This is a genomic window from Methylophilus luteus (assembly GCF_042676265.1).
Classification (GTDB): domain Bacteria; phylum Pseudomonadota; class Gammaproteobacteria; order Burkholderiales; family Methylophilaceae; genus Methylophilus; species Methylophilus luteus.
In genome coordinates, this window is record NZ_JBHTKB010000001.1 from 906,785 (window position 1) to 927,692 (window position 20,908).

The 20,908-nt window shown below is 51.9% G+C and carries 19 protein-coding genes and 1 tRNA gene; 7 read left to right on the forward strand and 13 right to left on the reverse strand.

Annotation, left to right across the window (positions count from 1 at the left end):
- Window positions 1-77: 77 nt before the first annotated feature.
- The 3 genes from ACFQ1Z_RS04105 to ACFQ1Z_RS04115 form a co-directional block, all read right to left on the reverse strand.
- On the reverse strand, window positions 78-1,103 hold the full coding sequence (locus ACFQ1Z_RS04105) for a hypothetical protein (RefSeq protein ID WP_379055872.1): 1,026 nt from the start codon (window positions 1,101-1,103) through the stop codon (window positions 78-80).
- The gene (locus tag ACFQ1Z_RS04110) at window positions 1,093-1,413 is read right to left on the reverse strand and encodes a pyocin activator PrtN family protein (protein WP_379055873.1); all 321 of its coding nucleotides are present in this window, start codon (window positions 1,411-1,413) and stop codon (window positions 1,093-1,095) included. Before ACFQ1Z_RS04110 ends, ACFQ1Z_RS04105 begins: the two co-directional genes overlap by 11 nt.
- A gap of 572 nt (window positions 1,414-1,985) precedes the next feature.
- Window positions 1,986-2,070, reverse strand: a tRNA-Leu gene (locus tag ACFQ1Z_RS04115).
- Window positions 2,071-2,224: 154 nt separating this feature from the next.
- Here ACFQ1Z_RS04115 and ACFQ1Z_RS04120 point away from each other — a divergent pair.
- The 4 genes from ACFQ1Z_RS04120 to ACFQ1Z_RS04135 all read left to right on the forward strand — a co-directional run bounded on the left by ACFQ1Z_RS04120 (window position 2,225) and on the right by ACFQ1Z_RS04135 (window position 8,195).
- Window positions 2,225-2,461 (forward strand): hypothetical protein, encoded by a 237-nt coding sequence (locus tag ACFQ1Z_RS04120; protein WP_379055874.1) that lies wholly within the window; start codon window positions 2,225-2,227, stop codon window positions 2,459-2,461.
- 62 nt (window positions 2,462-2,523) lie between these two features.
- Window positions 2,524-3,942, forward strand: coding sequence for a TolC family protein (locus ACFQ1Z_RS04125; RefSeq protein WP_379055875.1), 1,419 nt, complete (start codon window positions 2,524-2,526; stop codon window positions 3,940-3,942).
- Window positions 3,939-5,003, forward strand: coding sequence for a hypothetical protein (locus ACFQ1Z_RS04130; protein ID WP_379055876.1), 1,065 nt, complete (start codon window positions 3,939-3,941; stop codon window positions 5,001-5,003). The genes ACFQ1Z_RS04125 and ACFQ1Z_RS04130 overlap by 4 nt, the downstream gene beginning before the upstream one ends.
- Window positions 5,004-5,039: 36 nt before the next feature.
- The gene (locus tag ACFQ1Z_RS04135; RefSeq protein ID WP_379055877.1) at window positions 5,040-8,195 is read left to right on the forward strand and encodes an efflux RND transporter permease subunit; all 3,156 of its coding nucleotides are present in this window, start codon (window positions 5,040-5,042) and stop codon (window positions 8,193-8,195) included.
- Here ACFQ1Z_RS04135 and ACFQ1Z_RS04140 read toward each other — a convergent pair.
- From ACFQ1Z_RS04140 to ACFQ1Z_RS04155, 4 genes are read right to left on the reverse strand one after another with little or no spacing between them, the layout of a single operon-like run.
- Window positions 8,161-8,841 carry an amino acid kinase family protein gene (locus tag ACFQ1Z_RS04140; protein WP_379055878.1) on the reverse strand — a complete coding sequence of 227 codons (681 nt, stop codon included), beginning with the start codon at window positions 8,839-8,841 and terminating at the stop codon, window positions 8,161-8,163. The two genes, ACFQ1Z_RS04135 and ACFQ1Z_RS04140, sit on opposite strands and share 35 nt — an antisense overlap.
- Window positions 8,841-10,268 carry an aminodeoxychorismate synthase component I gene (gene pabB / locus ACFQ1Z_RS04145; protein WP_379055879.1) on the reverse strand — a complete coding sequence of 476 codons (1,428 nt, stop codon included), beginning with the start codon at window positions 10,266-10,268 and terminating at the stop codon, window positions 8,841-8,843. Before pabB ends, ACFQ1Z_RS04140 begins: the two co-directional genes overlap by 1 nt.
- Window positions 10,259-11,365, reverse strand: coding sequence for a hydantoinase/oxoprolinase family protein (locus tag ACFQ1Z_RS04150; RefSeq protein ID WP_379055880.1), 1,107 nt, complete (start codon window positions 11,363-11,365; stop codon window positions 10,259-10,261). The genes pabB and ACFQ1Z_RS04150 overlap by 10 nt, the downstream gene beginning before the upstream one ends.
- Window positions 11,362-12,429, reverse strand: coding sequence for an ATP-grasp domain-containing protein (locus ACFQ1Z_RS04155; protein ID WP_379055881.1), 1,068 nt, complete (start codon window positions 12,427-12,429; stop codon window positions 11,362-11,364). Before ACFQ1Z_RS04155 ends, ACFQ1Z_RS04150 begins: the two co-directional genes overlap by 4 nt.
- On the opposite strand from ACFQ1Z_RS04155, the gene ACFQ1Z_RS04160 reads away from it, so the two are divergent.
- A complete protein-coding gene (locus ACFQ1Z_RS04160; protein WP_379055882.1) occupies window positions 12,424-13,128 on the forward strand; it encodes a HisA/HisF-related TIM barrel protein in 705 nt (234 codons plus the stop codon). The two genes, ACFQ1Z_RS04155 and ACFQ1Z_RS04160, sit on opposite strands and share 6 nt — an antisense overlap.
- 40 nt (window positions 13,129-13,168) lie before the next feature.
- On the opposite strand, the gene hxlB is transcribed toward ACFQ1Z_RS04160, so the two are convergent.
- The 3 genes from hxlB to tal form a co-directional block, all read right to left on the reverse strand.
- Window positions 13,169-13,705, reverse strand: a complete 537-nt coding sequence (gene hxlB / locus ACFQ1Z_RS04165; protein WP_379055883.1) for a 6-phospho-3-hexuloisomerase — start codon at window positions 13,703-13,705, stop codon at window positions 13,169-13,171.
- A 104-nt stretch (window positions 13,706-13,809) separates the two neighbouring features.
- Window positions 13,810-14,442, reverse strand: coding sequence for a 3-hexulose-6-phosphate synthase (gene hxlA, locus ACFQ1Z_RS04170; protein ID WP_379055884.1), 633 nt, complete (start codon window positions 14,440-14,442; stop codon window positions 13,810-13,812).
- A 178-nt stretch (window positions 14,443-14,620) separates the two neighbouring features.
- Window positions 14,621-15,574, reverse strand: coding sequence for a transaldolase (gene tal, locus ACFQ1Z_RS04175; RefSeq protein ID WP_379055885.1), 954 nt, complete (start codon window positions 15,572-15,574; stop codon window positions 14,621-14,623).
- A 261-nt stretch (window positions 15,575-15,835) separates the two neighbouring features.
- Here tal and ACFQ1Z_RS04180 point away from each other — a divergent pair, with 261 nt between their 5' ends.
- Both ACFQ1Z_RS04180 and ACFQ1Z_RS04185 read left to right on the forward strand, forming a co-directional pair.
- Window positions 15,836-16,987, forward strand: a complete 1,152-nt coding sequence (locus ACFQ1Z_RS04180) for an aromatic ring-hydroxylating oxygenase subunit alpha (protein WP_379055886.1) — start codon at window positions 15,836-15,838, stop codon at window positions 16,985-16,987.
- Between the two features lie 18 nt (window positions 16,988-17,005).
- Window positions 17,006-17,923 (forward strand): DMT family transporter, encoded by a 918-nt coding sequence (locus ACFQ1Z_RS04185; protein ID WP_379055887.1) that lies wholly within the window; start codon window positions 17,006-17,008, stop codon window positions 17,921-17,923.
- A 44-nt stretch (window positions 17,924-17,967) separates the two neighbouring features.
- Here ACFQ1Z_RS04185 and ACFQ1Z_RS04190 read toward each other — a convergent pair whose 3' ends face one another.
- The 3 genes from ACFQ1Z_RS04190 to ACFQ1Z_RS04200 all read right to left on the reverse strand — a co-directional run bounded on the left by ACFQ1Z_RS04190 (window position 17,968) and on the right by ACFQ1Z_RS04200 (window position 20,892).
- Complete coding sequence (locus ACFQ1Z_RS04190) at window positions 17,968-18,600, reverse strand: response regulator (protein ID WP_442922428.1); 633 nt, start codon at window positions 18,598-18,600, stop codon at window positions 17,968-17,970.
- Between the two features lie 32 nt (window positions 18,601-18,632).
- Entirely contained in the window at window positions 18,633-19,934 is a 1,302-nt protein-coding gene (locus ACFQ1Z_RS04195; protein WP_449288887.1) for a HAMP domain-containing sensor histidine kinase, read from the reverse strand.
- Window positions 19,935-20,073: 139 nt separating this feature from the next.
- Window positions 20,074-20,892, reverse strand: coding sequence for a polyphosphate kinase 2 family protein (locus tag ACFQ1Z_RS04200; protein WP_379055889.1), 819 nt, complete (start codon window positions 20,890-20,892; stop codon window positions 20,074-20,076).
- Window positions 20,893-20,908: the final 16 nt, after the last annotated feature.

Genomic DNA, 20,908 nt, shown 5'->3' on the forward strand with positions numbered 1-20,908 from the left:
ATGTGGAAGCGAAAACCTTCATACCATTCCCTTCCTCTTAAACAAAAACCTTCTCTTTAGGCAACAACAATAAGGCATTAACTCTTGCTATATTGCAAATAAACACCAGCTTGCTTTAGCCTATCCCGCAGAGGTTTGTTTCTCGGCACACTATTCTTTGGCTTAGGCAACTGTTTAACTTCCTGCTTTTCAATCAGCATTCTATTTCTAGCAATAGAAATACCTGCGGCCGGTACAAATGTTCCAGAATGGCACTTTTTGACTAAACCTGAAGCCAATGCCAGCACAGAAACTTTTAGCTTACCAGACTTGCAGATACCAACTATCTCGTCGCAAACCTCTTGAGCCTGAATTTGATCAAGACCTTGCAACAAAAGCCTCAATGAATTCAGTTCAGCAATTTTTAAGTTTTGGGGATAAACCAATAGACTAATGCTTGGTTTCGCTTCCTCACCTGGTTGTAGTAGTTTCTGAGTAATCTCTGTATTAGTAATCTCTGTATTATTGAGCTGTTGATTCTGAATCTCCTGTAGATTCAGTTTCTCCATTTCTAGAGATTTACTTTCTACATCTACAGGAGATTGAGTTTCTGCATCTCCTGTAGATTGAGTTTCTGCATTTCCCGTAGATTGCCTTTCGTCTTCTTCGATTAAAGCCATCTTTACTCCCATGCCTCCACTTGCTTCAGGAGGCGTATTTAAATGGCCTAATAATTCATCCAATGCGGCATCAGCTAGCTTGTGATTTCTAAAATAAAAAGTAAGGTTCGCTCGCTTATCTTGATAACTAGCATATAGCTTGCCTTTAAATTTATCGTTGGCTTGCTCGAATTCCGTCTTTGATTTCCAACGGGTACTAATCCGATCAAAAGCAGTTCTAAATTCAGCGACACTGACCCCGATCTCTTCCTGCCAGCTTTGCCCTAAAACGTATTTTGGGTGTTCAGAGGGTTCTAAAAATTTATAGAAACCTGAAGGATAACGTTCAAACCAATAATCCAGTTGTTGCATCAAAATGCATCCAACGACAGAATCGGTAAATATGCGTAACTCTTTGACGTATGGAATGACATTGCGAGTTAAAGAAAGAATCTTATTTCGCATAACTATCCCCAGCATCATGCAGTCTTTGGCCAGCCATTTTAGAAGCCTTTGTGGGCCTCCCACGACGAGTTTTCATTGCAGGCTGACTCTGGTCTCTAAGGCTGTCTATAAATTTAGCCAAATCCTGGATATATACAAACCTTCTAGACCCACTTAGCACTGTAGGGATCGGGAATTTCCCTTTATAGATCATGTTACGTGCTGTTTGCTCTTGAAAGCCGGCTGATGTCACCGCATCAACAAATGGAATAAGTATCTGGCCGTTAAAACGAGCCATTAATAACTGAACTGTGGAGGTGCTTTTATCCATGCTTTTCTCCTAGGCAGCTAGACACTCAAAGATGTCGCTACCCCTAAAATTCTAGCTTTGCAGCGTAAGCTGCCCGTTTTTAGGAATGGAGAAAAGAACGAGGTACGCCAGGAAGAGGCGCAAATGTATTGTCTGGAAGTGACTCTTTATAAGTAAATACTTGCGCTTCAAATAGCCTAAAGGATATCTGAGGCGTTATAGAAAGAATAACGGCTTTATAGCAATAAGCTGCCAAGACTGAAATGAGTCGCGCACTAAGAGAAGACACCATCAAAACAATTGATAGCAATAAGGTGCATGTAGACATAAAAATCATTGCAAGGCAAAGAACAACCAAAGCAGCAATGCCAAAGCGACGAGCAAACGCATTACCGCTCTCGACGACTCTTTTGCAAAACTGATTTAATTTGCCATGCCTGTGCATGGCTTTGAATATAACAAGGCATAACCATGTTGTCAAATAACAACATGGTCAAATTTGACCAAATTTTAAGGGATTTTTTGAGTATGCGAGGGTATAATTGAATATACCGATATATACTTTAACTTATTGATTTAATTTTGATTTTATTTGGTGCGAAAGGAGAGACTCGAACTCTCACGCCTCGCGGCGCTGGAACCTAAATCCAGTGCGTCTACCAATTCCGCCACTTTCGCTAATCCAGTCACTGCATTTGCATGCATGACCAACTTCGCCATTATAGCGCATTCAAGCTGTGCTCACAATCTGCCTGACATCACATTGACAAGCCGGGCATTCAACTGCAAGATGCGCAATTGATTTCGTAATTTGTGAGTGTCAGGACAGTATATGTATTCAGCCGAAGAAAACATGCTCAGAGCAGAACTTGAGCTTTTAATGAAAGAGCGCGAAGTGCTGCTTAAGATTGCGGGCGTGGCAGCAGGGTTGATCGCGGAGTTGAATTCGGCCGACCTGCCTATACGTACCGTTGAAGCCGCCGACTTGCTGGCGACCAGCATCAACCAGTTACCTGAAGACCTGTTACAAGATGCGTTGGATGCCGTCAACGCGACCATAGTTGAATAAGTACCTGGCGTTGAGTCATTCTATCGCACGACGACGCGTCGCCTGTCTATACTGTTGACCCCATGCGCTACCTTGCCTGTCTCTGCCCACTACTGCTTGCTGCTTGCGGTATTGCATACCAGGCCCAACCTATACAGCAACAGCAGAACATTGAAACCATACAGCAGGCCCAACCCACGCAAGAAGGTTTCAGGCAGTTTGTACAGACCCAATACCCGCAGACAGCCTGGCCTATCACCGCTTGGGATATAGACAGGCTCACTCTCTCAGCGCTCTACTTTCACCCCAGCCTCAAGGTCGCAAAGTCAGATTATGCGGTGGCACTGGCGGGTATCACCAGCGCCGGCTTGCGCCCGCTGGTCGGTTTAAATGGTCAATTAAGTAAAAGTAACCAGGCCAATGGCGATATCAGCCCGTGGGCATATGGGCTGCAGGTAGATATTCCTTTCATTACCGCCAACAAACGCCAGATCAATATAGATATCGCCCGCTACCAGGCTGATATCGCCAAGATACTAATTTCGGAAACCGCGTGGATGCTCAGGCAGCAACTGAGCCTGGACCTGATCCTGCTGGCAGAACAGCAGGCCTTGCAGGCCAGTCTGGCCAAACTGCAGAAATCGCAGGCCAGCCTGTTAAGTGCATATCAGAAAAGGCTGGATATCGGGGTCGCCGGTAAATCCGATGTGTTGCCTATACGCTTGCAGCATGATCAGGCCGCCTGGCAGTTACAGCAACTGACACTGCAGATCAGGCAGACCGAGCAGAAGATCATGCATGATGCCGGGCTGACCGGCCAGAACAATGCCGCCCTCAATATTGCGGCGATGAATATATCGCAGATACTGAAAGCCAGGTTCGACCAGCCGCAAGCTTACCAGGACGCGAAGACCATACAGCATTATGCGCTGACCAACCGCATGGATATACAGCGCGGCCTGGCACAATATGCCAGGGCCGAGTCGCAGTTAAGACTGGAGATGGCCAAACGTTACCCGGATATTACGCTCAGCCCGGGCATACTCTATGAATATGGCGACAGGATATGGGCGCTGGGCATAGGCGGCATGCTCAATCTGCTGAATAAATCCTCAGACCTGTGGGCGCATGCCGAGCAGCTGCGCCAGAATGAAGCCACGCGCTTTTATGCCTTGCAGCATCATATTATTCAATTATCCGAGCAAAGCTATTTAAAATACCGCGATGCCGCCAACCTGCTGATCAGCATGACCCAGGAATACGCGCAGCAATCGCAGCGCAAGCAACAGCTTGAAAACCAGTGGCACCAGGGCCTGATCGATAAAACCGAATATTTGCAGACCGAGATCCAGTTTTATGCGGCACAGCAACGGCTGGTGACCCAGCAGGCAAATGTGCTGCGTGCCTTGCAGGAGATAGAAAACGTGATGCAAAAACCAATATTGTTGTCACAACAAACGGCAACGTTTGCCATTCAAGCTCAAGAGGTGCCAGTCAAATGAATAAAAAAGCACTCTGGATCATAGGCGCTCAAATTGCATTCATCATAGTCCTGATCTGGGTGGTGGTACTGGTCGGCCGCGATGAATATGAGACCATGCAGGATGATCAGGAAGAAGAAATCGAAGGCCCGGTGCGTGTGGTCGAGCAAAACGGCCTGCAGATGGTGAAACTGAACCTGGCGACCCAGCAGAACAGCGGCATCAGCGTGCAGGCCCTGCAAGGCTATGACTATCATGGCAATATCAAGGTGCTGGGTTCTGTGGTTTCTATACAGACCCTGGTCGATTACAACAGCCAGTATCAGCAGCTGAACACCCAGCTCGCCATCGCCCAAAGCGTATTGCCTAACCATCAGCTGCAATACCAGCGTTACAAACAGTTGAATGAAGACGATAAGAACGTCTCAGACAAAGCGGTGCAAGAGGCGCAAGCGCTGGTCATTAATGACCAGACGCAGATCAGATCTACCCAGGCACAGCTGAAAGCGCTGACAGACACCATAGTCGCGCAATGGGGCAAGCCACTGGCGACACTGATCACCCAGCAGCCTGCATCCGGCCCGCTGCATGACTTGCTCATGCAAAAGAAAGTACTGGTGCAAGTCAGTTTCCCGCTCAATTTCAAAGAGCCGGAAGCGAATTCCACTATTTTCATCTCGCCTATCCAGGATGAAGTCAAACCTATACGCGCCGACTATGTTTCGCAATCGATACAGACTGATATCAGCAATATAGGCAAAACCTACTTCTATAGTGCCCCGGCGGATTTTCTGCGCGTAGGCATGCGCGTCAACGTCGTGCCTGCGCAATCGTCGTCGGCCATGCTCAAGGGTGTGCTCGTACCCAACCAGGCCATCGTCTGGCATGGCGGCATGGCCTGGATCTATGTCAAAACCCAGGCGGATACTTTTTTGCGTAAACCGGTGGCATCAGATGTAGAGCTGGATAATGGCTGGTTTGATAATAACCTGCGCCCTGGTACTGAGGTGGTCATCCATGGCGCGCAACTGTTGCTCTCGGAAGAGTTTAAATTCCAGATCAAAAATGAGAATGACGACTAAGCCGCATTTGATCAGCTTGGTGAAAGCGCCGTCGCCATGATGACTGCACTGGTCAGATTCGCGATCCGTTTTTACGGTGTCATTATCGGGCTGGCGATGCTGGTGCTGGTGTATGGCACTTACAGCCTGACGCAAAGCGACTTGAATGTCTTTCCCGAATTCGCCCCAACGCAGATCGTCATACAGACCGAATCGCCCGGCCTTTCAGCCAGCCTGGTCGAGAAACTGGTCACCCAGCCTATCGAAAACATCATCGCTGGCGCCATAGGCATTAAAAGCCTGCGTTCCCAGTCTATCCCCGGCCTGTCTGTGATCACGGTGATTTTCCAGGATAAGTCGGATATTTACCGCAACCGGCAGATCATTGCCGAACACCTGAATATGCTGGGTAACCAGCTACCGCCAGGCATCATCCCGAATATCACCCCGCTCACCTCCTCGGCCAGCACGGTGCTGGGCCTGGGCGTCACCTCAGACAAACTGAGCATGATGCAATTGCGCACCCTGGTAGATTGGCATTTGACCCCACATCTGATGGCTATCCCCGGGGTGGCGGATATCAATGTGTTTGGTGGCGAAGTGCGCCAGTTCCAGATCAAGATAGACCCGCGCAAGCTGATGCTGTACCAGTTGAATATACAGGATGTGGTGACTGCCGCCAGCCGCGGCACTGGCGTGCGCGGTGCCGGTTATATCCAGAATGATAACCAGCGCATCATACTCAATAGCCAGGGCCAAACCACCACCCCGCAGCAATTAGGCAATATCACGCTGATACGCAAGCTGGGCCGCACCATACGCATACGCGATGTAGCCGAGGTGGCTGAAGGGGCTGCGCCTTCCATCAGCGCTGCCGCGGTGAATGGCAAGCCTGCCGTCTATCTTTCGGTACAAGGCCAGCTGGGTGCCAATACCTATGCCTTGACCCAGTTGCTGGAAAAAAAGCTGGCCGATATCAAGCCCAGCCTGACCAGCCAGCAAGTGACCCTGCATGAAGGCCTGTTCCGCCCCGCCAACTTTATTGAAACGGCGATAGACAGCCTGCGTTCAGATATCCTGATCGGCTCGGTGCTGGTCATCGCTGTGTTGTTCGTGTTTCTGTTCAATGTGCGCACGGCAGTCATCTCAGCCACCGCTATCCCGCTTTCGCTGCTGTCTGCCATCGTCGTGCTGCACCAGTATGGTGTGGGGCTCAACATCATGGTGCTGGGCGGCCTGGCCATTGCCCTGGGCGAAGTGGTGGATGATGCCATCATAGATACCGAGAATATTTTCCGCCGCCTGCGCGAGAACCGGCAACTGGCGCAGCCTTTGCCTATCCGGCAAGTGGTGTTCCTGGCCTCTATGGAAGTACGTGGCTCGGTTTTCTATGCCACCATCATCGTGGCGTTGGTGTTCTTGCCATTGATCACCCTCTCCGGTGTGGCCGGTAAACTATTCGCGCCGCTGGCGTATGCCTATATCTCGGCCATTATGGCGTCACTGCTGGTAGCGCTGACACTGACGCCGGCACTTTGCTACGCCCTGTTAGGCAGAGCGCGGCTGGATAACCAGGAATCTCCCCTGCTGCGCTGGTTAAAACAAAGATACGTGAAACTGCTGCACCATATAGAGCACCGCTACCAGATGATTTTGGTGACCAGCTTTGTCTGTATTGCGCTGGGCCTGGTATTACTGCCCTTGTTCAGAAGCCAGTTTATCCCGGTGTTGCACGAGGGGCATTACATACTGCATATGACCACGGTGCCTGGCACTTCCGAGGCGCAATCAATCAAGCTCGGCAATCAGCTGACTAAGGTGCTGCTGGATATCCCCGGCGTGAAAAGTGTGGCGCAATGGGTAGGCCGCGCGCCCAATGCCGCCGATACCTTTGGCACCCACTACAGCGAGTTTGAAGTAGAGACCGGCACCGTTTCCGGTGCGGAACAGGAGCGCATCTACCGCAGCATACGCGAGGAGCTGGCCGGAGAGGCAGAAGATGACGACGATGATGGCAAAGTGGAACTGGGCTTTGTCGGGGCCAATTTTGCCATCAACACCTTTTTGAGCGAACGCATAGAAGAAACCATTTCCGGTTATGCCGCTGGCCTGGTGGTGAATATTTATGGCCATGACCTGGACGCGCTGGACAGAGATGCGCAAAAAGTCGCCCAGCTGCTGGGTAGCATACGTGGTGTCAGGGATATCATGGTGCAGTCGCCGCCGGAGACGCCGGAGATCGCCATCCGTCTCAAGCAGGAAAAACTTTCATTGTGGGGGCTGCAACCGGTGGATGTGCTGGACACGGTCAAAGCCAGCTATGAAGGTGTGCCGGTCAACCATGTGTTTATGGGCAACCGCTCCATAGGCGTCAGCGTTTTGCTCAACGATAGCAACCGCGACGATATCGCCGACATGCGCAATATCCCTATCTTCAACCCTGAAGGCCAGATGCTGAAACTGTCTGATGTGGCGTATATCACACAGGAAGGTGGCCGCTCCAAGATATTGCACTCGGGTGCCAAGCGCATACAAACCATTACCGCCAATCTTGCCGGGCGCGACCAGGCCCTGGTGATGAGCGAGATACAAAAAAGCTTACGCCAGAAACTGACCCTGCATACCGGCAACTATATGGAGTTTTCGGGTGAAGCCGAGGCCAATGCCGAATCACGCCGTGATCTGATCATACATTCGCTGGTAGCCGGGGCGGCTATCTTCCTCATGCTTTATATCGCTTTTGGCAGCCTGCGTAACCTGCTGCTGACTTTTGCCAACCTGCCCTTCGCCCTGATAGGCGGCGTGGTGGCCACTTTTTTTGCTGGCGGCTGGATCTCGCTAGGCACGCTGGTGGGCTTTGTGACCCTGTTTGGCATCACTTTGCGCAACTCCATCATGATGGTGTCGCATTTCCAGCACCTGGTGGATAAAGAAGGCTGTGTCTGGAACCTGGATACCTGCATACGCGGCGCGTCTGAACGCCTGCCTTCGGTGCTGATGACGGCTCTGGTGACGGCGCTGGGCCTGTTACCACTGGCAATAGGCAGCGGCGAGCCCGGGCGTGAGATCGAAGGGCCTATGGCTACGATCATTGTAGGTGGCCTGATCTCCTCCACCGTACTCAACCTGCTGATATTGCCGACCATCATGCTGCATTTTGGCCGCTTTGAAAAATCAGCTAGCTTTGATGAGGCAGAGTCACCAGCCCGCTAAGTATTTGCGCATCCAGGCCTGGTTCAAACTGGCCGACATGGCTGTGGTGCATGACCCAGGTTTGAAATGTCGCCTGCGGCAATATGCTGGATAATCCTGTATCGACGATGCCATCGGCCTGCAATGCAGCCAGTGCATGACTGGGCTGTTGCTGCAACAAGCGATCATCGGATTTCACCAGTAGCAGATGGCTGGCCTCCAGCTGGCAAGCCAGCCAGGCGGCTAAACTGTCAGAGGTGGTCTCCCAGCTCTCCGGCAGTGCCGTCCCCGCCCACAATTCAGGGTTCAAGGCCATCTCACTCGGCAGCCAAACCAGGCCGCGGTGCTGCCAGCCGCGCTCGGCGATTTCCAGCGGATTGCGTACCAGTGTCAGTTCAGGCAGCATGGCGACCAGGCTGCGCGCCATCTGGTCCATGGCATAAATGGCGAGTGCATGGGCATGCACATCGCTGAGATGCCCGGAAGGCAAGCTTTGTCGCATCTGCTGGAATTCACGTACCGCGTTGGCATACACACCGCCACCCGGTACTATGATCACTTTGCCATCACCCCAGCGGGCAACCAGTTGCAGCCATTTGAGCAAAATGTCATGGTGCGTCACGCTACCGCCCAGCTTGATCACCCACATGGTATTTTCCCCGGACATTAAGATGCTGTTTTGAATTGTGCAACCAGTTTTAAAAACTGGGAAGCTTTATCTAGCGTTTCCTGATATTCCTTGTCACAATCTGAATCCGCCACCACACCGCCACCGGCAAAAAAAGTCATGTTCTGCTGGCAGATCACTGCGGTACGGATAGCGATATTGGTATCCATACTGCCATCAAAACCGATATAGCCTATGCTGCCACAATAAATGCCGCGCCGATGTGGCTCCAGCTCTTCAATGATCTGCATGGCCCGCAGCTTGGGGGCACCGGTGATAGAACCACCGGGAAAGCAGCCGCGCAACAGGTCCAGCGCATGATAACCCTGCGCCAGCACACCGCGCACTATACTCACTAGGTGGTGCACATTGGTGAACCGTTGCAAGCGGAACAAGGCATCGACCTTGACCGAGCCTATCTCGCAGACCTTGCCGATATCGTTACGCAGCAGATCCACTATCATCAGGTTCTCTGCCCTGTCCTTGAGGCTGTTTTGCAATGCCTCGGCCTCTTGCCTGTCGCGCTCTGCATCTGCATGCCTGGGGCGCGTGCCTTTGATAGGCCTTGTCTCCACTTTATGCTCAGTCACCTGCAAAAACCGCTCTGGCGACATGGAAAGTACTTCAAACGGCAGCCCCTGGCCATCATCCACCTGCAGATAAGCCATAAATGGCGCTTTGCTCAGTTGCCGGAAGCTGTCATACGCTTGCCAGGCATCGCCGCTGACTTTGACCGCCAGGCGCTGGGCCAGGTTGATCTGGTAACAATCGCCGGCACGAATATAATCTTTGACTTTGCTGAATGCCTGCGCGTAATAGGATTTATCCATATTGTGCGCAATCTCGCCAGTGACGGCAAAGGGCTGCACCACGGCTTGTTGCCGTGTTTGAAGCAGGTCCTGATGCAGTATGTGCAAGGCAGCGATGTCACCAAACCTCTGATGAGACAGCAGCTGGCAGCGCCGTAAATGATGATCAACGACGATGGCCCAATCATAGATCCCCACCAGCAACTCCGGCAGAGGCATGTCCTGCGCGGCCAGCTCTGGCATGGGCTCTATAGTGCGCCCCAGATCGTAGCCATAATAGCCCAGCGCGCCACCGGCAAAAGGCACATCGACCACCCGCGCTAGCTGGTGCGGCTGTAACCAGCGTTTGATCACGGCAAAAGGGTCTTCTTCATCACGCACCATACCTTGCGCCGTATGTACTTCGGTATAAGGCCGTCTATGTATGATTTTTGCGACCGGGTCAGCGACGACGATATCGAACCTGGCTCCCAGGCTGACTTCTTCATCCACCGCAGATGCTTGTTCTGCAGTATCCACCCGCCCGCTCTCAAGCAGCATAGGCCACGGCAGATGCCTGACCTGTGCCAGCCAATGGGCACCTTCTACATAAGGTAAATCGAGTCGTATCAATGCCATGCCTGCCATAACCTCGCCACCGCATAAGCCGGAAAACATACCTGCGCGTGGTCTTTTAATGTGGGATCATCCGCCGACATCCAGCTAGTGGCCGGGGTGTAAGTCAGCTGCAACTGCTGCGCGATGGCCGGTAGCAGAAAACTGCCCGCGCCCAGGCCGGTTAAGCTTTGCGGCTGCAGATCTGCTTGTGTCACGCAGGACTGGATAGCATGCAAAAGACTGGCCACCTGCTGTTGCCTGAACGCCAGCGCCAGCGACTGCCAATCACTGCTGGTAGCATCTTGCAGATCATGGCCCAGCATACGCGCCAGACGGCGCATGCTGGCTGCTACAGAACGGTCCTGGCCATCGGCGGTATCCGCCAGGTCATGCGCCGGGTCTAATTCACCCAGCACGCGGTAAACATCAGCCGTGGTGGCAAAATATTCAGCGGCAAGATGGCGTGTTTGTTGCTGCCACGCTATATAGGGGCCAAACGCCATTAACGGCGTGCGTACCACGCCTGAATACAGCAGGCCATGGCTGGCCATACGCTCAGCGTCTGTCCAGCCGTTGGCGACCAGCTGTTTGGCATGGCACAGCGTGATATCGCTGGTGGTGCTGCCGATATCGACGATCAGCATGCTGGCAGCAGCACTGGTTTGGGCCAGACCACTGGTCTCGGCCAAACCACTAATTTCTGCCAAACCACTGGTTTCTGCCAGACATAATGCCGAAGCATGCCAGTTCATGGAGGCGATCGCTGGCTCCAGCCCGTGCACGGTCGCTGTGAACGAAGCGGCCTGATCAGCAGCAGCCATATAAAACACCGCCCCTGGCAAGCATTGTTGCACCGTCGCTGCGATCTCGCGCACGCCCTGCGCCCTACTTTCAAACAGATCGACCAGCTCGCCGGTCATGGTCACGGCATGTGTGCAGGCCTCTGGCGCCAGCGACCAGGATTGCAATATGGATCGCAGGCTCGCTTGCAGCAGGTGCAAGCCTTTCCACAAAGCGCAGGCCTGTTGCGAGACCTGCACGATACGCCCTGCATCATCCAGCCACACTGCTTTAACATGCGCGCCGCCTATATCCCAGCCTATCACTGCCTGACTCATTGCGCAGTGCCTTCCATCAGCGGTGGCAAGCTCACTGGCACTGCTGACGCGGCCACCAGTGTGGTTAAACAGTTATTCAATACTGCATCTAATATCATCCTGGCCGGATTCTGTTCTAACACTTTGCATAATCCTATATAAGGGGTGGTCAAACGCGGGTTGATTTCAACCAGGGTCAGCATATCATCCGCGCCTAGTATCAGGTCTGCGCCCCAATAACCGGTCAGTCCGGCAATCGCACGCTGTATGTTTTCTGCCATGGCCTGCATCAGCGGTAAAAAACTGGCGGCCTGGTTCACGCCTGCGCCCTGAAAACTGAACTGGCCAGCCTCCAGCTTCAGCCATTGCTGGTGTCCGGCGATGACTTGCACCTGCTGGGTACTCGCGATCACAGACATGCTCAAAGGCTGACCAGGCAGATAAGGCTGTAATAATAGCTTGTCATAAGGAATAGCAAAATTAGATTTAATTTTATTATTAAATTCAATAAGTTCAAAATCATTTTTAAAGTGATAAGTAAACTCACAGCCTGCCCCGTCGTCAGGTTTTACCACCCAGCCAGATTGGGCCCTGGCGTACCACGGCAGTGCCGGCAAAGGCATGGCGGCATGCAGGTAACAATGCGGAATAGTAGAGATGCCGGCCTGCGCGCAGATGTCGGCCATCAATGATTTAGAGCTGGTTTGACTGATCGCAGCCTGGCTGCAACCTATCCAGCGCTTGCCGGTTTCTGCCACCATCTGGCACATGCGCTCCAGTATGCCATCGGTTTCCGGCGCGATCACCCAGCAGGCATCTACATCAGCGGCTGCCAGTTGTGCACGCCAGATGGCATCTGCATCGTCACCAGAGTGTATGGCTATGCTGACTACACTGGCAGGCGCGGTCACCCGCGCGTCATGGCTGGTGATACAATCGACATCCGATAGTACCAGGTCAGCCAGCAAGGCATCGCGCATCAGCAGGCCTTCCTGTAACAGGCTGGCAGGCAGGTCGGCAGACGCCAGGCCACCGGCACTGACATATTCACAAACCCAGATTTTCAAACGAGATTTATTTTGCATATTATTCCCGTCATCGATTTGATGCATGGCCAGGTAGTGCAGGCCATACAGGGGCAACGCCAATCTTATCGTGCGATACAATCACAACTGACTGAAAGCCATGCCCTGCTCGATGTGGTGGCTGCTATTTTACAAGTTTATCCATTTGACTGTGTGTATATCGCCGATTTAAATGCCATCACCGGCGATAGCACTTTAGCCAACCACCGCGACCATATCGCCGCAGCGATTCAGGCATTTCCGCACATCACCTGGTGGGTAGATGCCGGCCTCAGCAGTGTGGCTGCACTGAAGCCGTGGCTGCATGATGCTATCCAGCCTATCCTCGCCAGCGAGTCGCTGCCAGACCTGCAAACCTATCAACAACTTCGCGTCATGGCTGCAAACAGCGTGTTATCGCTGGATTATTTCCAGGATGGCTTTCATGGCCCTGCCAGCCTGCAAACCGATCACGCACTGTGGTCGCAGCCCAGCATAGTCATGAGCCTGCCCAACGTAGGTGCCAAACTAGGCCCTGATCTGCACAGGCTGCAAAGCCTGAAGCAAAAAACCGGGGCATCTCTTTATGCAGCCGGTGGCGTCAGGCACATTGCGGATATACAAGCGCTTGCTCAGACCGGTGCTGACGGCGTATTGATCGCCAGCGCCCTGCACCAGAAACAGATCTCAGCGGCAGACTTACACAAGCTGCAGCCATAAAAAAACCGGCCATACAGCCGGTTATTGAGAGGAATAAAGCTTATTCCAGGTTTGCGTGCAATGCGCGCATGCCTTCTTCAGTCAGGCCTTTGGCGTGGATCAGCTCAGAAATTGCGCCTTCCAGGAACACCAGGGTAGACAATTCGAATTGACCGCCCATAGGCATGCCTTTTACCAGTGGGAAGCTGTCGTCCTGACCGATCTGAACGACCAGGTCAGCCACATCTGCCATGGCAGAAGATTTCTTCATAGAGATCACGACCAATTTAGCGCCGACTTCTTTGGCTTTTTTCACGAATGGCAACAAGGTTGCTGTACCGCCAGAACCTGAAACCAGGATCAGCAAGTCACCGGCCTTGATCGCAGGTGTCACTACTTCACCTATCATGAACACGCTGTAACCAGAATGTACCAGACGCATTGCGAAGAAGCGTGAAACCAGCAATGAGCGGCCAGCGCCACCAATGAATGTTGAGCCTGCTTCGCTTACCAATTTCAGTAATTCAGCCGCTTTTGACTTGTCAGTCACGTCTAAAATGCGTTTTAAATTGTCCAAAATAAACTGTTGATGATCCATTTTCTTGTCCTGTGTATTCAAAATATCAAATAAAAAAACCCGACTCATTACTGGGTCGGGTTTTATTATCGCTGATCAATAATTACTTATTGATAGTTAATAAATTAACCGTGAGCGATAGCAGTGATTTCAGCAGCAGAAGCAGCTGGATCAGCAGCGCCGTAGATAGCAGCACCAGCAACGATGATAGTCGCGCCAGCGTCACGTACTTGAGCAGCTGTAGCAGCTTTAACGCCACCAGCAACAGAGATGTCAACACCCAGGTTCAAACCTGCGATCGCTGCCAAGTCAGCGAAAGGAGTTTGACCAGCAGCTTGTTGGTCCAAACCAGTGTGGATACCGATGATGTGAGCACCAGCAGCAACAACTTCTTTAGTTTTAGCAACTTTGTCTTCAACGCTGATCAGGTCAACTTGAGCTTTTTTGCCATATTTGTTTGCAGCTTTGATTACGCCTTTGATTGTACCGATATCAGATACGCCCAATACAACAGCGATGTCAGCACCCGCTTTGTAGAATGGCTCAGACTCGTACTCACCAGCATCCATAGTTTTCAAGTCAACCAGGATTTTGTTGTTTGGGAATTTAGCGCGCAATGTTTCCAGCAATTTGATACCGTTGTGCTTGATGCATGGTGTACCGATTTCCAGAATGTCAACGTGCGGAGCAACTTTTTCTGCCAAAGCGATAGTTGCGTCAAAATCCAATGAGTCTAATGCCATTTGAGTTAATGCCATGTTTTTCTCCAAATATTTAAGTTTCTAAATGCTATTTCTAGCGTACTACCAATTCAAGCTGGTCGCTAATAGTAAGCCGGCAGCCAAAATAAGTCAATGTAACAGGCCAAATTATGCCTGAATATAAAATCAAAAACGGGCAGGTCTCTGCCCGTTCTCTCATCATCTCACACAGATATTACAGTTTTGCGGCTAATGCTGTTTCCAGTTTGTTCTGGTCAGCCACGAAACCGCGGATACCTTCAGCCAGTTTCTCAGTCGCCATCGGGTCCTGGTTCAATTCAAAACGGAACTGCTCTTCTGTCAGTTTAGCTGGCGCTTCTTTAGTTTTGCCGCCATCTTTCAGCACTTGTACCAAAGTACCTTCTGTCGCTGCCAGGTCTTGCAGCAGGTTAGGAGAAACAGTCAGGCGGTCACAACCGGCCAGGGCGATCAGTTCGCCAGTGTTGCGGAATGAAGCACCCATCACCACTGTTTTGTAACCGTGCTCTTTGTAATACTGGTAGATAGCACGTACAGAAACCACACCTGGGTCTGTTTCTTGTGTGTACTCTGTACCTGGGTTTTTCGCTTTGTACCAGTCAAGGATACGGCCAACGAATGGAGAGATCAGGAATACGCCTGCTTCAGCACAAGCACGTGCCTGGCCAAAACCGAACAACAATGTCAGATTACACTGGATGCCTTCTTTTTCCAGTTGCTCACCGGCCTTGATACCTTCCCAGGTAGAAGCCAGTTTGATCAGTACGCGGTCTTTGGAAATACCAGAGTCTTGGTACAGTTGGATCAGTTTGCGGCCTTTGGCGATCATCGCATCGATGTTGAAAGACAAACGTGCATCAACTTCTGTAGAGATACGGCCAGGAACCACTTTAGTGATCTCAGCACCGATCAGCACTGCCAGTTTGTCGGCTGCGTTTTCGATCTGTTGCTCTTTTGAACCGCCTTGTGCTTTTGCATAGGCAATCGCTGTCTCGATCAGAGGTGCGTACTCAGGAATCTGACTCGCTTTCAATACCAGGGATGGGTTGGTAGTTGCGTCTACCGGTTTAACGCTTTTAATCGCTTCAACATCACCTGTGTCAGCCACAATAGTGGTGATTGCTTTCAACTGATCTAATAAATTTGCCATTCGTTTGCTCCTAAAATGCAATTATCGTTACGTATAGTTATACATAGAAACCTCGAATATTATAACTGAATTTAATTGAGTTAGTTAAGGGCTGTTGCAATTAGCGGCTCTGTGCATGCCGCCCGCAGGCAGTGTATGGGCCGGATGAAAGTCAGGGCATATCCATCGGCATACCCTGTCATTGCAGCTGTGTCGGCTTTTCATCCAGCCCCTTTTCGGGCACAATTGCTGTTTTTTGCAAGTGTTCAAACAGTTAGAAATATGGGTTCTGTCACCTCTTTAAATAAAGAACAAAACAAGACTCGCTTCGCACAATTACCTGTTGACTGGTACCTCAATCCGGAAATTTATGCATTAGAGCAGGCGCACTTGTTCTCGCTGCAGCCCCAATACTTAGGGCATGCGCGCATGACGCCGAATGCAGGCGATTTTCGTGTGCTGGACTGGAAACATAATGCCATGGCGCTGGTGAACAACCATGGCGAGCACCAGCTGGTCAGCAATATCTGCCGCCACCGGCAAGCCGCCATGCTCAGTGGCCACGGCAATACCCAGCATATCGTCTGCCCACTGCATCGCTGGACCTATGACCTGAACGGCCAGCTGCTGGGTGCGCCCCACTTTGAACAAAACCCGTGCCTGCACCTGGAAAAACAAGCGCTGATCAACTGGCAAGGACTGCTGTTTCAAGCGTCTGCCGGCGCAGGCAAGGCCAAATCATTGTCTATCGCCGATACCCTGCGACAGCTGGGTTGCAAGCAGGATTTTGACTTCACCGGTTACTATTTCGACCAGGCCATCGTTGACCACTATGATTTCAACTGGAAAACCTTTATTGAAGTCTATCTGGAAGATTATCACGTTGGCCCTTTCCACCCGGGCCTGAACCAGTTTGTCGATTGTGGCGAGCTGAACTGGGAGTTCGGCGAGCATTACAGTGTGCAGACGGTGGGCTACAAACCTTTGCCTGAATACAGTCTGTCTCCTGCCTATAAAGCCTGGCAGCAGGCAGTGACGGACTATCAACAAGGCGAGCAGCCCAAGTATGGCGCGATCTGGTTCGTGCTTTACCCTTTGCTGATGATAGAGTGGTACCCCAATGTACTGGTGGTGTCGCATATCATCCCGACTGGGGTGGATTCCTGCAAAAACGTAGTTGAATTTTACTACCCGGAAGATATCGCCCTGTTTGAACGCGAATACGTCAAAGCGCAACAGGCCGCCTATTTTGAAACCGCGATTGAAGATAACGAGATCTGCCAGCGTATGCAGCAAGGCCGCAAAGCACTTTACCTGACCGGCAAGGATGAACGCGGCCCATACCAGCACCCTATGGAAACCGGGCTCGAACACTTCCACCGCTGGTATCGTTCACAACTGGAACCGCACCTGAGCGCGCACGCCGTGCGCTAGCGCCAGACCCCACCCATTTTGCTCAGCTTAATTCACCCCAGGCGCTGGTCGCACCCCAGACATTGGCAACTTGGCAGCCTGTGGATGCTGGTCGCCGGCCTGGGCTTTGCCGTGATGGGTGCTTTCGTGAAAACCGGCGCCGCCCGCTTCAGCAGCACAGAACTGGTGTTTTATCGATCGATATTCGGCTTTATCACCATTGCCGCCATGGTCTGCTGGCAAGGCAAGCCACTCAAAAGCCCCATGCTGGGCAAACAGATGGGCCGTGCCTTTACCGGTTTTATCGCCCTGCTGCTGTTTTTTTATGCCATTGCCAATTTACCGCTGGCCACTGCCATCACCCTTAATTACACCTCGCCCATGTTTCTGGCCTTATTGTCGCCGTGGTTGCTGACGGCCGAGAAACCGTTGTCGCGCTGGCAGCAAGGCACTTTGAATCTATGCGTGATGGCCGGGTTTATTGGTGTGACTTTACTGCTGCAGCCAAGATGGGAGCCGGACTTGTGGATAGCGGCCAGTGTAGGCCTGCTTTCCGGCCTGGGTGCGGCGCTGGCTTATGTGCATGTGAAACAACTGGGAGCAAGTGGCGAGCCAGATTGGCGCACGGTGTTTTATTTCACGCTGGTATGCAGTGTCGCCAGTGGCGGCCTGATGCTGAATACCGAGATCACGCCGCTGCACTGGCAAGACTTACCGTTTTTGCTGGGGCTGGGCGTATCTGCCACCATCAGCCAACTGGCCATGACGCGCGCCTATCGCACCGGCCGCACCTTGACCGTCGCCAGCCTAGCTTACAGCACAGTGGTGTTCGCGACGCTGATAGGCGTATTCTGCTGGGGCGAACATTTATCCTGGCTGGAGTATCTGGGCATGCTGCTGATCATGCTGAGCGGGATAGTCAGCTCGCGCGCCAGCAGCCCCAAACAATCAGAATAAGACCCAAGCAGATTAAGGTTCAGGCTGATTAAGGCTCAAGCAGACTAAGGTTCAAGTAACCCACAGCGCATGGCGATCAACGCTATCTCTGCCGAGTTCTGTGCGTTTAACTTCTGTTTGATATTGTATAAATGCGTGCCTACCGTGCGCGGGCTCAGAAACAGCGTTTCGGCGATCTCATTGGTCGACTTTCCGCGTGCCAGCGACATGAACACTTCAAACTCACGCTCGCTCAACACATCGACCGGGTTCTGCTCACCCGACAATTGCTGGATCGCCATTTGCTGGGCCACGCTGGCTTCAATATATTTTTTGCCATTGGCCACACTGCGGATAGCCTTGATCAACTCCTCGGCCGCACTGCGCTTGGTCACATAGCCCATCGCGCCTGCGTTCAACACGCGTTTGGGGTGCACGGAGTCTTCATGCGCTGACAGCACCAGGATGCGCGCATGATTATCTTTGGCGAGAATTCGTTCTATGGCTTCCATGCCGCCTATGCCAGGCATGGTGATATCCATCACCACCACTTGCGGATGATGTTCTACATAGGCACGTATGGCCGCCTCCCCGCTCTCGGCCTCAGCAATGACCTTGATATCCTGATCGGACTCGAGCAGCATTTTAAACCCCATCCTGACGACTGCATGGTCATCTACCAGCATCACGCTAATCATACTTTGCTTTCCTCTTTTTTAAGGCTGTTGTGTCAAGCCGCTTGTAGTGGTAATCGAATGTCCAATGTTGTTCCGCGGCCCGCGCCGGGCTCTGAAACGATTTTAAACTGGCCTTGCAAGGCTTGTACACGTTCGCGCATGCCCAGCAGGCCAAAATGCTGAGTTTGGTCCACCAGCTCCGGCTGCATGCCTACACCATCATCCGCTATCGTCAGCTGCAGGCCATCCGGCGCTGACACGATATGCACATTGATAGATTGCGCATGCGCATGTTTAATGGCGTTGTTGATCGCTTCCTGCACGATACGGTAAAGATTGATATTGACGTTTTCGCCCAGAGGATCGAACTGGCCGGACACCTGCAGCTGTATATTCAAATCCGCATGCTGTGCCTGGTAGCCAGCCACCATATCACGCAGGGTTTCAACCAGGCCCATATTATCCATGGCAGCAGGCCGTAACTGGCGGATGATATTGTGCATGCCGTCGTAAATATGGTTGGCGGCAGCGACTATGGTTTGTGCATTGGCAGCAATATCCGGTGTTTTATCTCTGGTTTTGTTGACGATAGCCACGGCAAAGGTTTTGATCGCCGTCACATACTGGCCCAGCTCATCGTGCAGCTCGCGCGCCAGGCTGCGGCGTTCATCTTCAATATGTTGCTGTATCAGCTGCGTCAATTGCCGGTTCTGTTCCAGCTGGCGCTCGGCATCCAGTGACAGCGCCATCTGGTTCAGGCTGGCACCTATGCGGTCAAATTCCGGCAATGGGAATTTCGGCAGGCGCGTCGCCAGGTCACCCTGCTCTATCTGGTTGATGGCACGCAAAATCTGTTGTACCGGCCGCAAGGCATGGCTTAACAAACCGTAAACCAGCAGATTTAATAACACGAAAAAACCGCTGCCCATCACTATCAGTTGCAAAAAACCTGACCAGGCTTCCCGGACAGAGCCTTCGGCGCTGGAGCTGATGATCAAAATGCCATAACGCACCCGGCGCGTCACGGTTTCCACTTTAGGTGAAACCAGTTTCACAAACCATTTGGGTGGCTCGATCTCGGATTTAAATGTAGATTCCGGCGAAATATACAAAGGCGTATTGGAATAATCATAAAGCTCAATGCGACTGCTGCGCACATAGCCTAACGACTTGAGAAAATCCTGCAACACGTAATGAGTAGGCCCCAGGCTGGGGTTCATCGCAGAGCTGACGATCACGGTATCCAGCAACTGCACGGTGACACGCATAGCTGCTTCCACGCGCTCACGTATGCTATCGCGGGTGTCGCGTACCAGCACTATGCCTGCTGCCAGCAGGAATGCCAGCGACAGCATGGTGACTAGAAGATTTAATCGAAAGCGTAAACTCATTTTTCAGACGCAGACACATTTTCTAACGCAGACATAAGTGGCGCTATTTAACCGTGATAGCCTGCTTTTTGACAGCGTAAAATCATTAAATTAATTTTTAACACTAATCCTTGATGACCAGCTTGTTCCAGGCTTTCGGTTTCTCGGGGTAGGCCAATGGCAAACTTTCCAGTGCCTGCAATAAAATCCGAGAAATCAGCAGGTTACGGTTGGTTTTTGAATCTGCCGGTATCACATACCAGGGCGCATAGTCAGTCGATGTTTCCTGCAAGACACGCTCATAGGCCTGCATATATTTGTCCCACAGCGCGCGCTCATCCAGATCCTTAGGGTTGAACTTCCAGTGTTTGGCAGGCTCGTCCAGGCGTTCCTGCAAGCGCTCTTGCTGCTCTTGTTTGGAAATATGCAGGAAGCATTTGATGATGGTGGTGCCCGACTCGCTCAGCATGCGTTCAAAATCGTTGATCTGCTGATAACGGCGTTCGGCTTCGGCTTCGTCTATCCAGTCATGTACTTTGACGATCAGCACATCTTCATAATGGCTGCGGTTAAAAATAACCAGCTCGCCTTTACGTGGCACCTGTGCATGCACACGCCACAAATAATCATGCGCCAGCTCATCCTCACTCGGTGCCTTAAAGCTCGCCAGGCGGATACCCAGCGGGTCACAGGCACTGAACACCTGCTTGACGGTACCGTCCTTGCCACTGGTATCCATGCCTTGCAGGATCAATAGCACTTTATGCTCAGCCTGTGCGTGCAGGATGTCTTGCCGCTCGTTGATGGCCTCGGTCAGTTGCATCAATATGGCAGCATCTTCTGCCTTATCGCCTGACCGCGCTGATTTGTCGTCTGCCTTGATTTGCTTGAGTGAAAACTTTTTCGGGTTGACGCGATAATCGCCTAAACTGAATTTATCCATGCACTATGCCAACTTC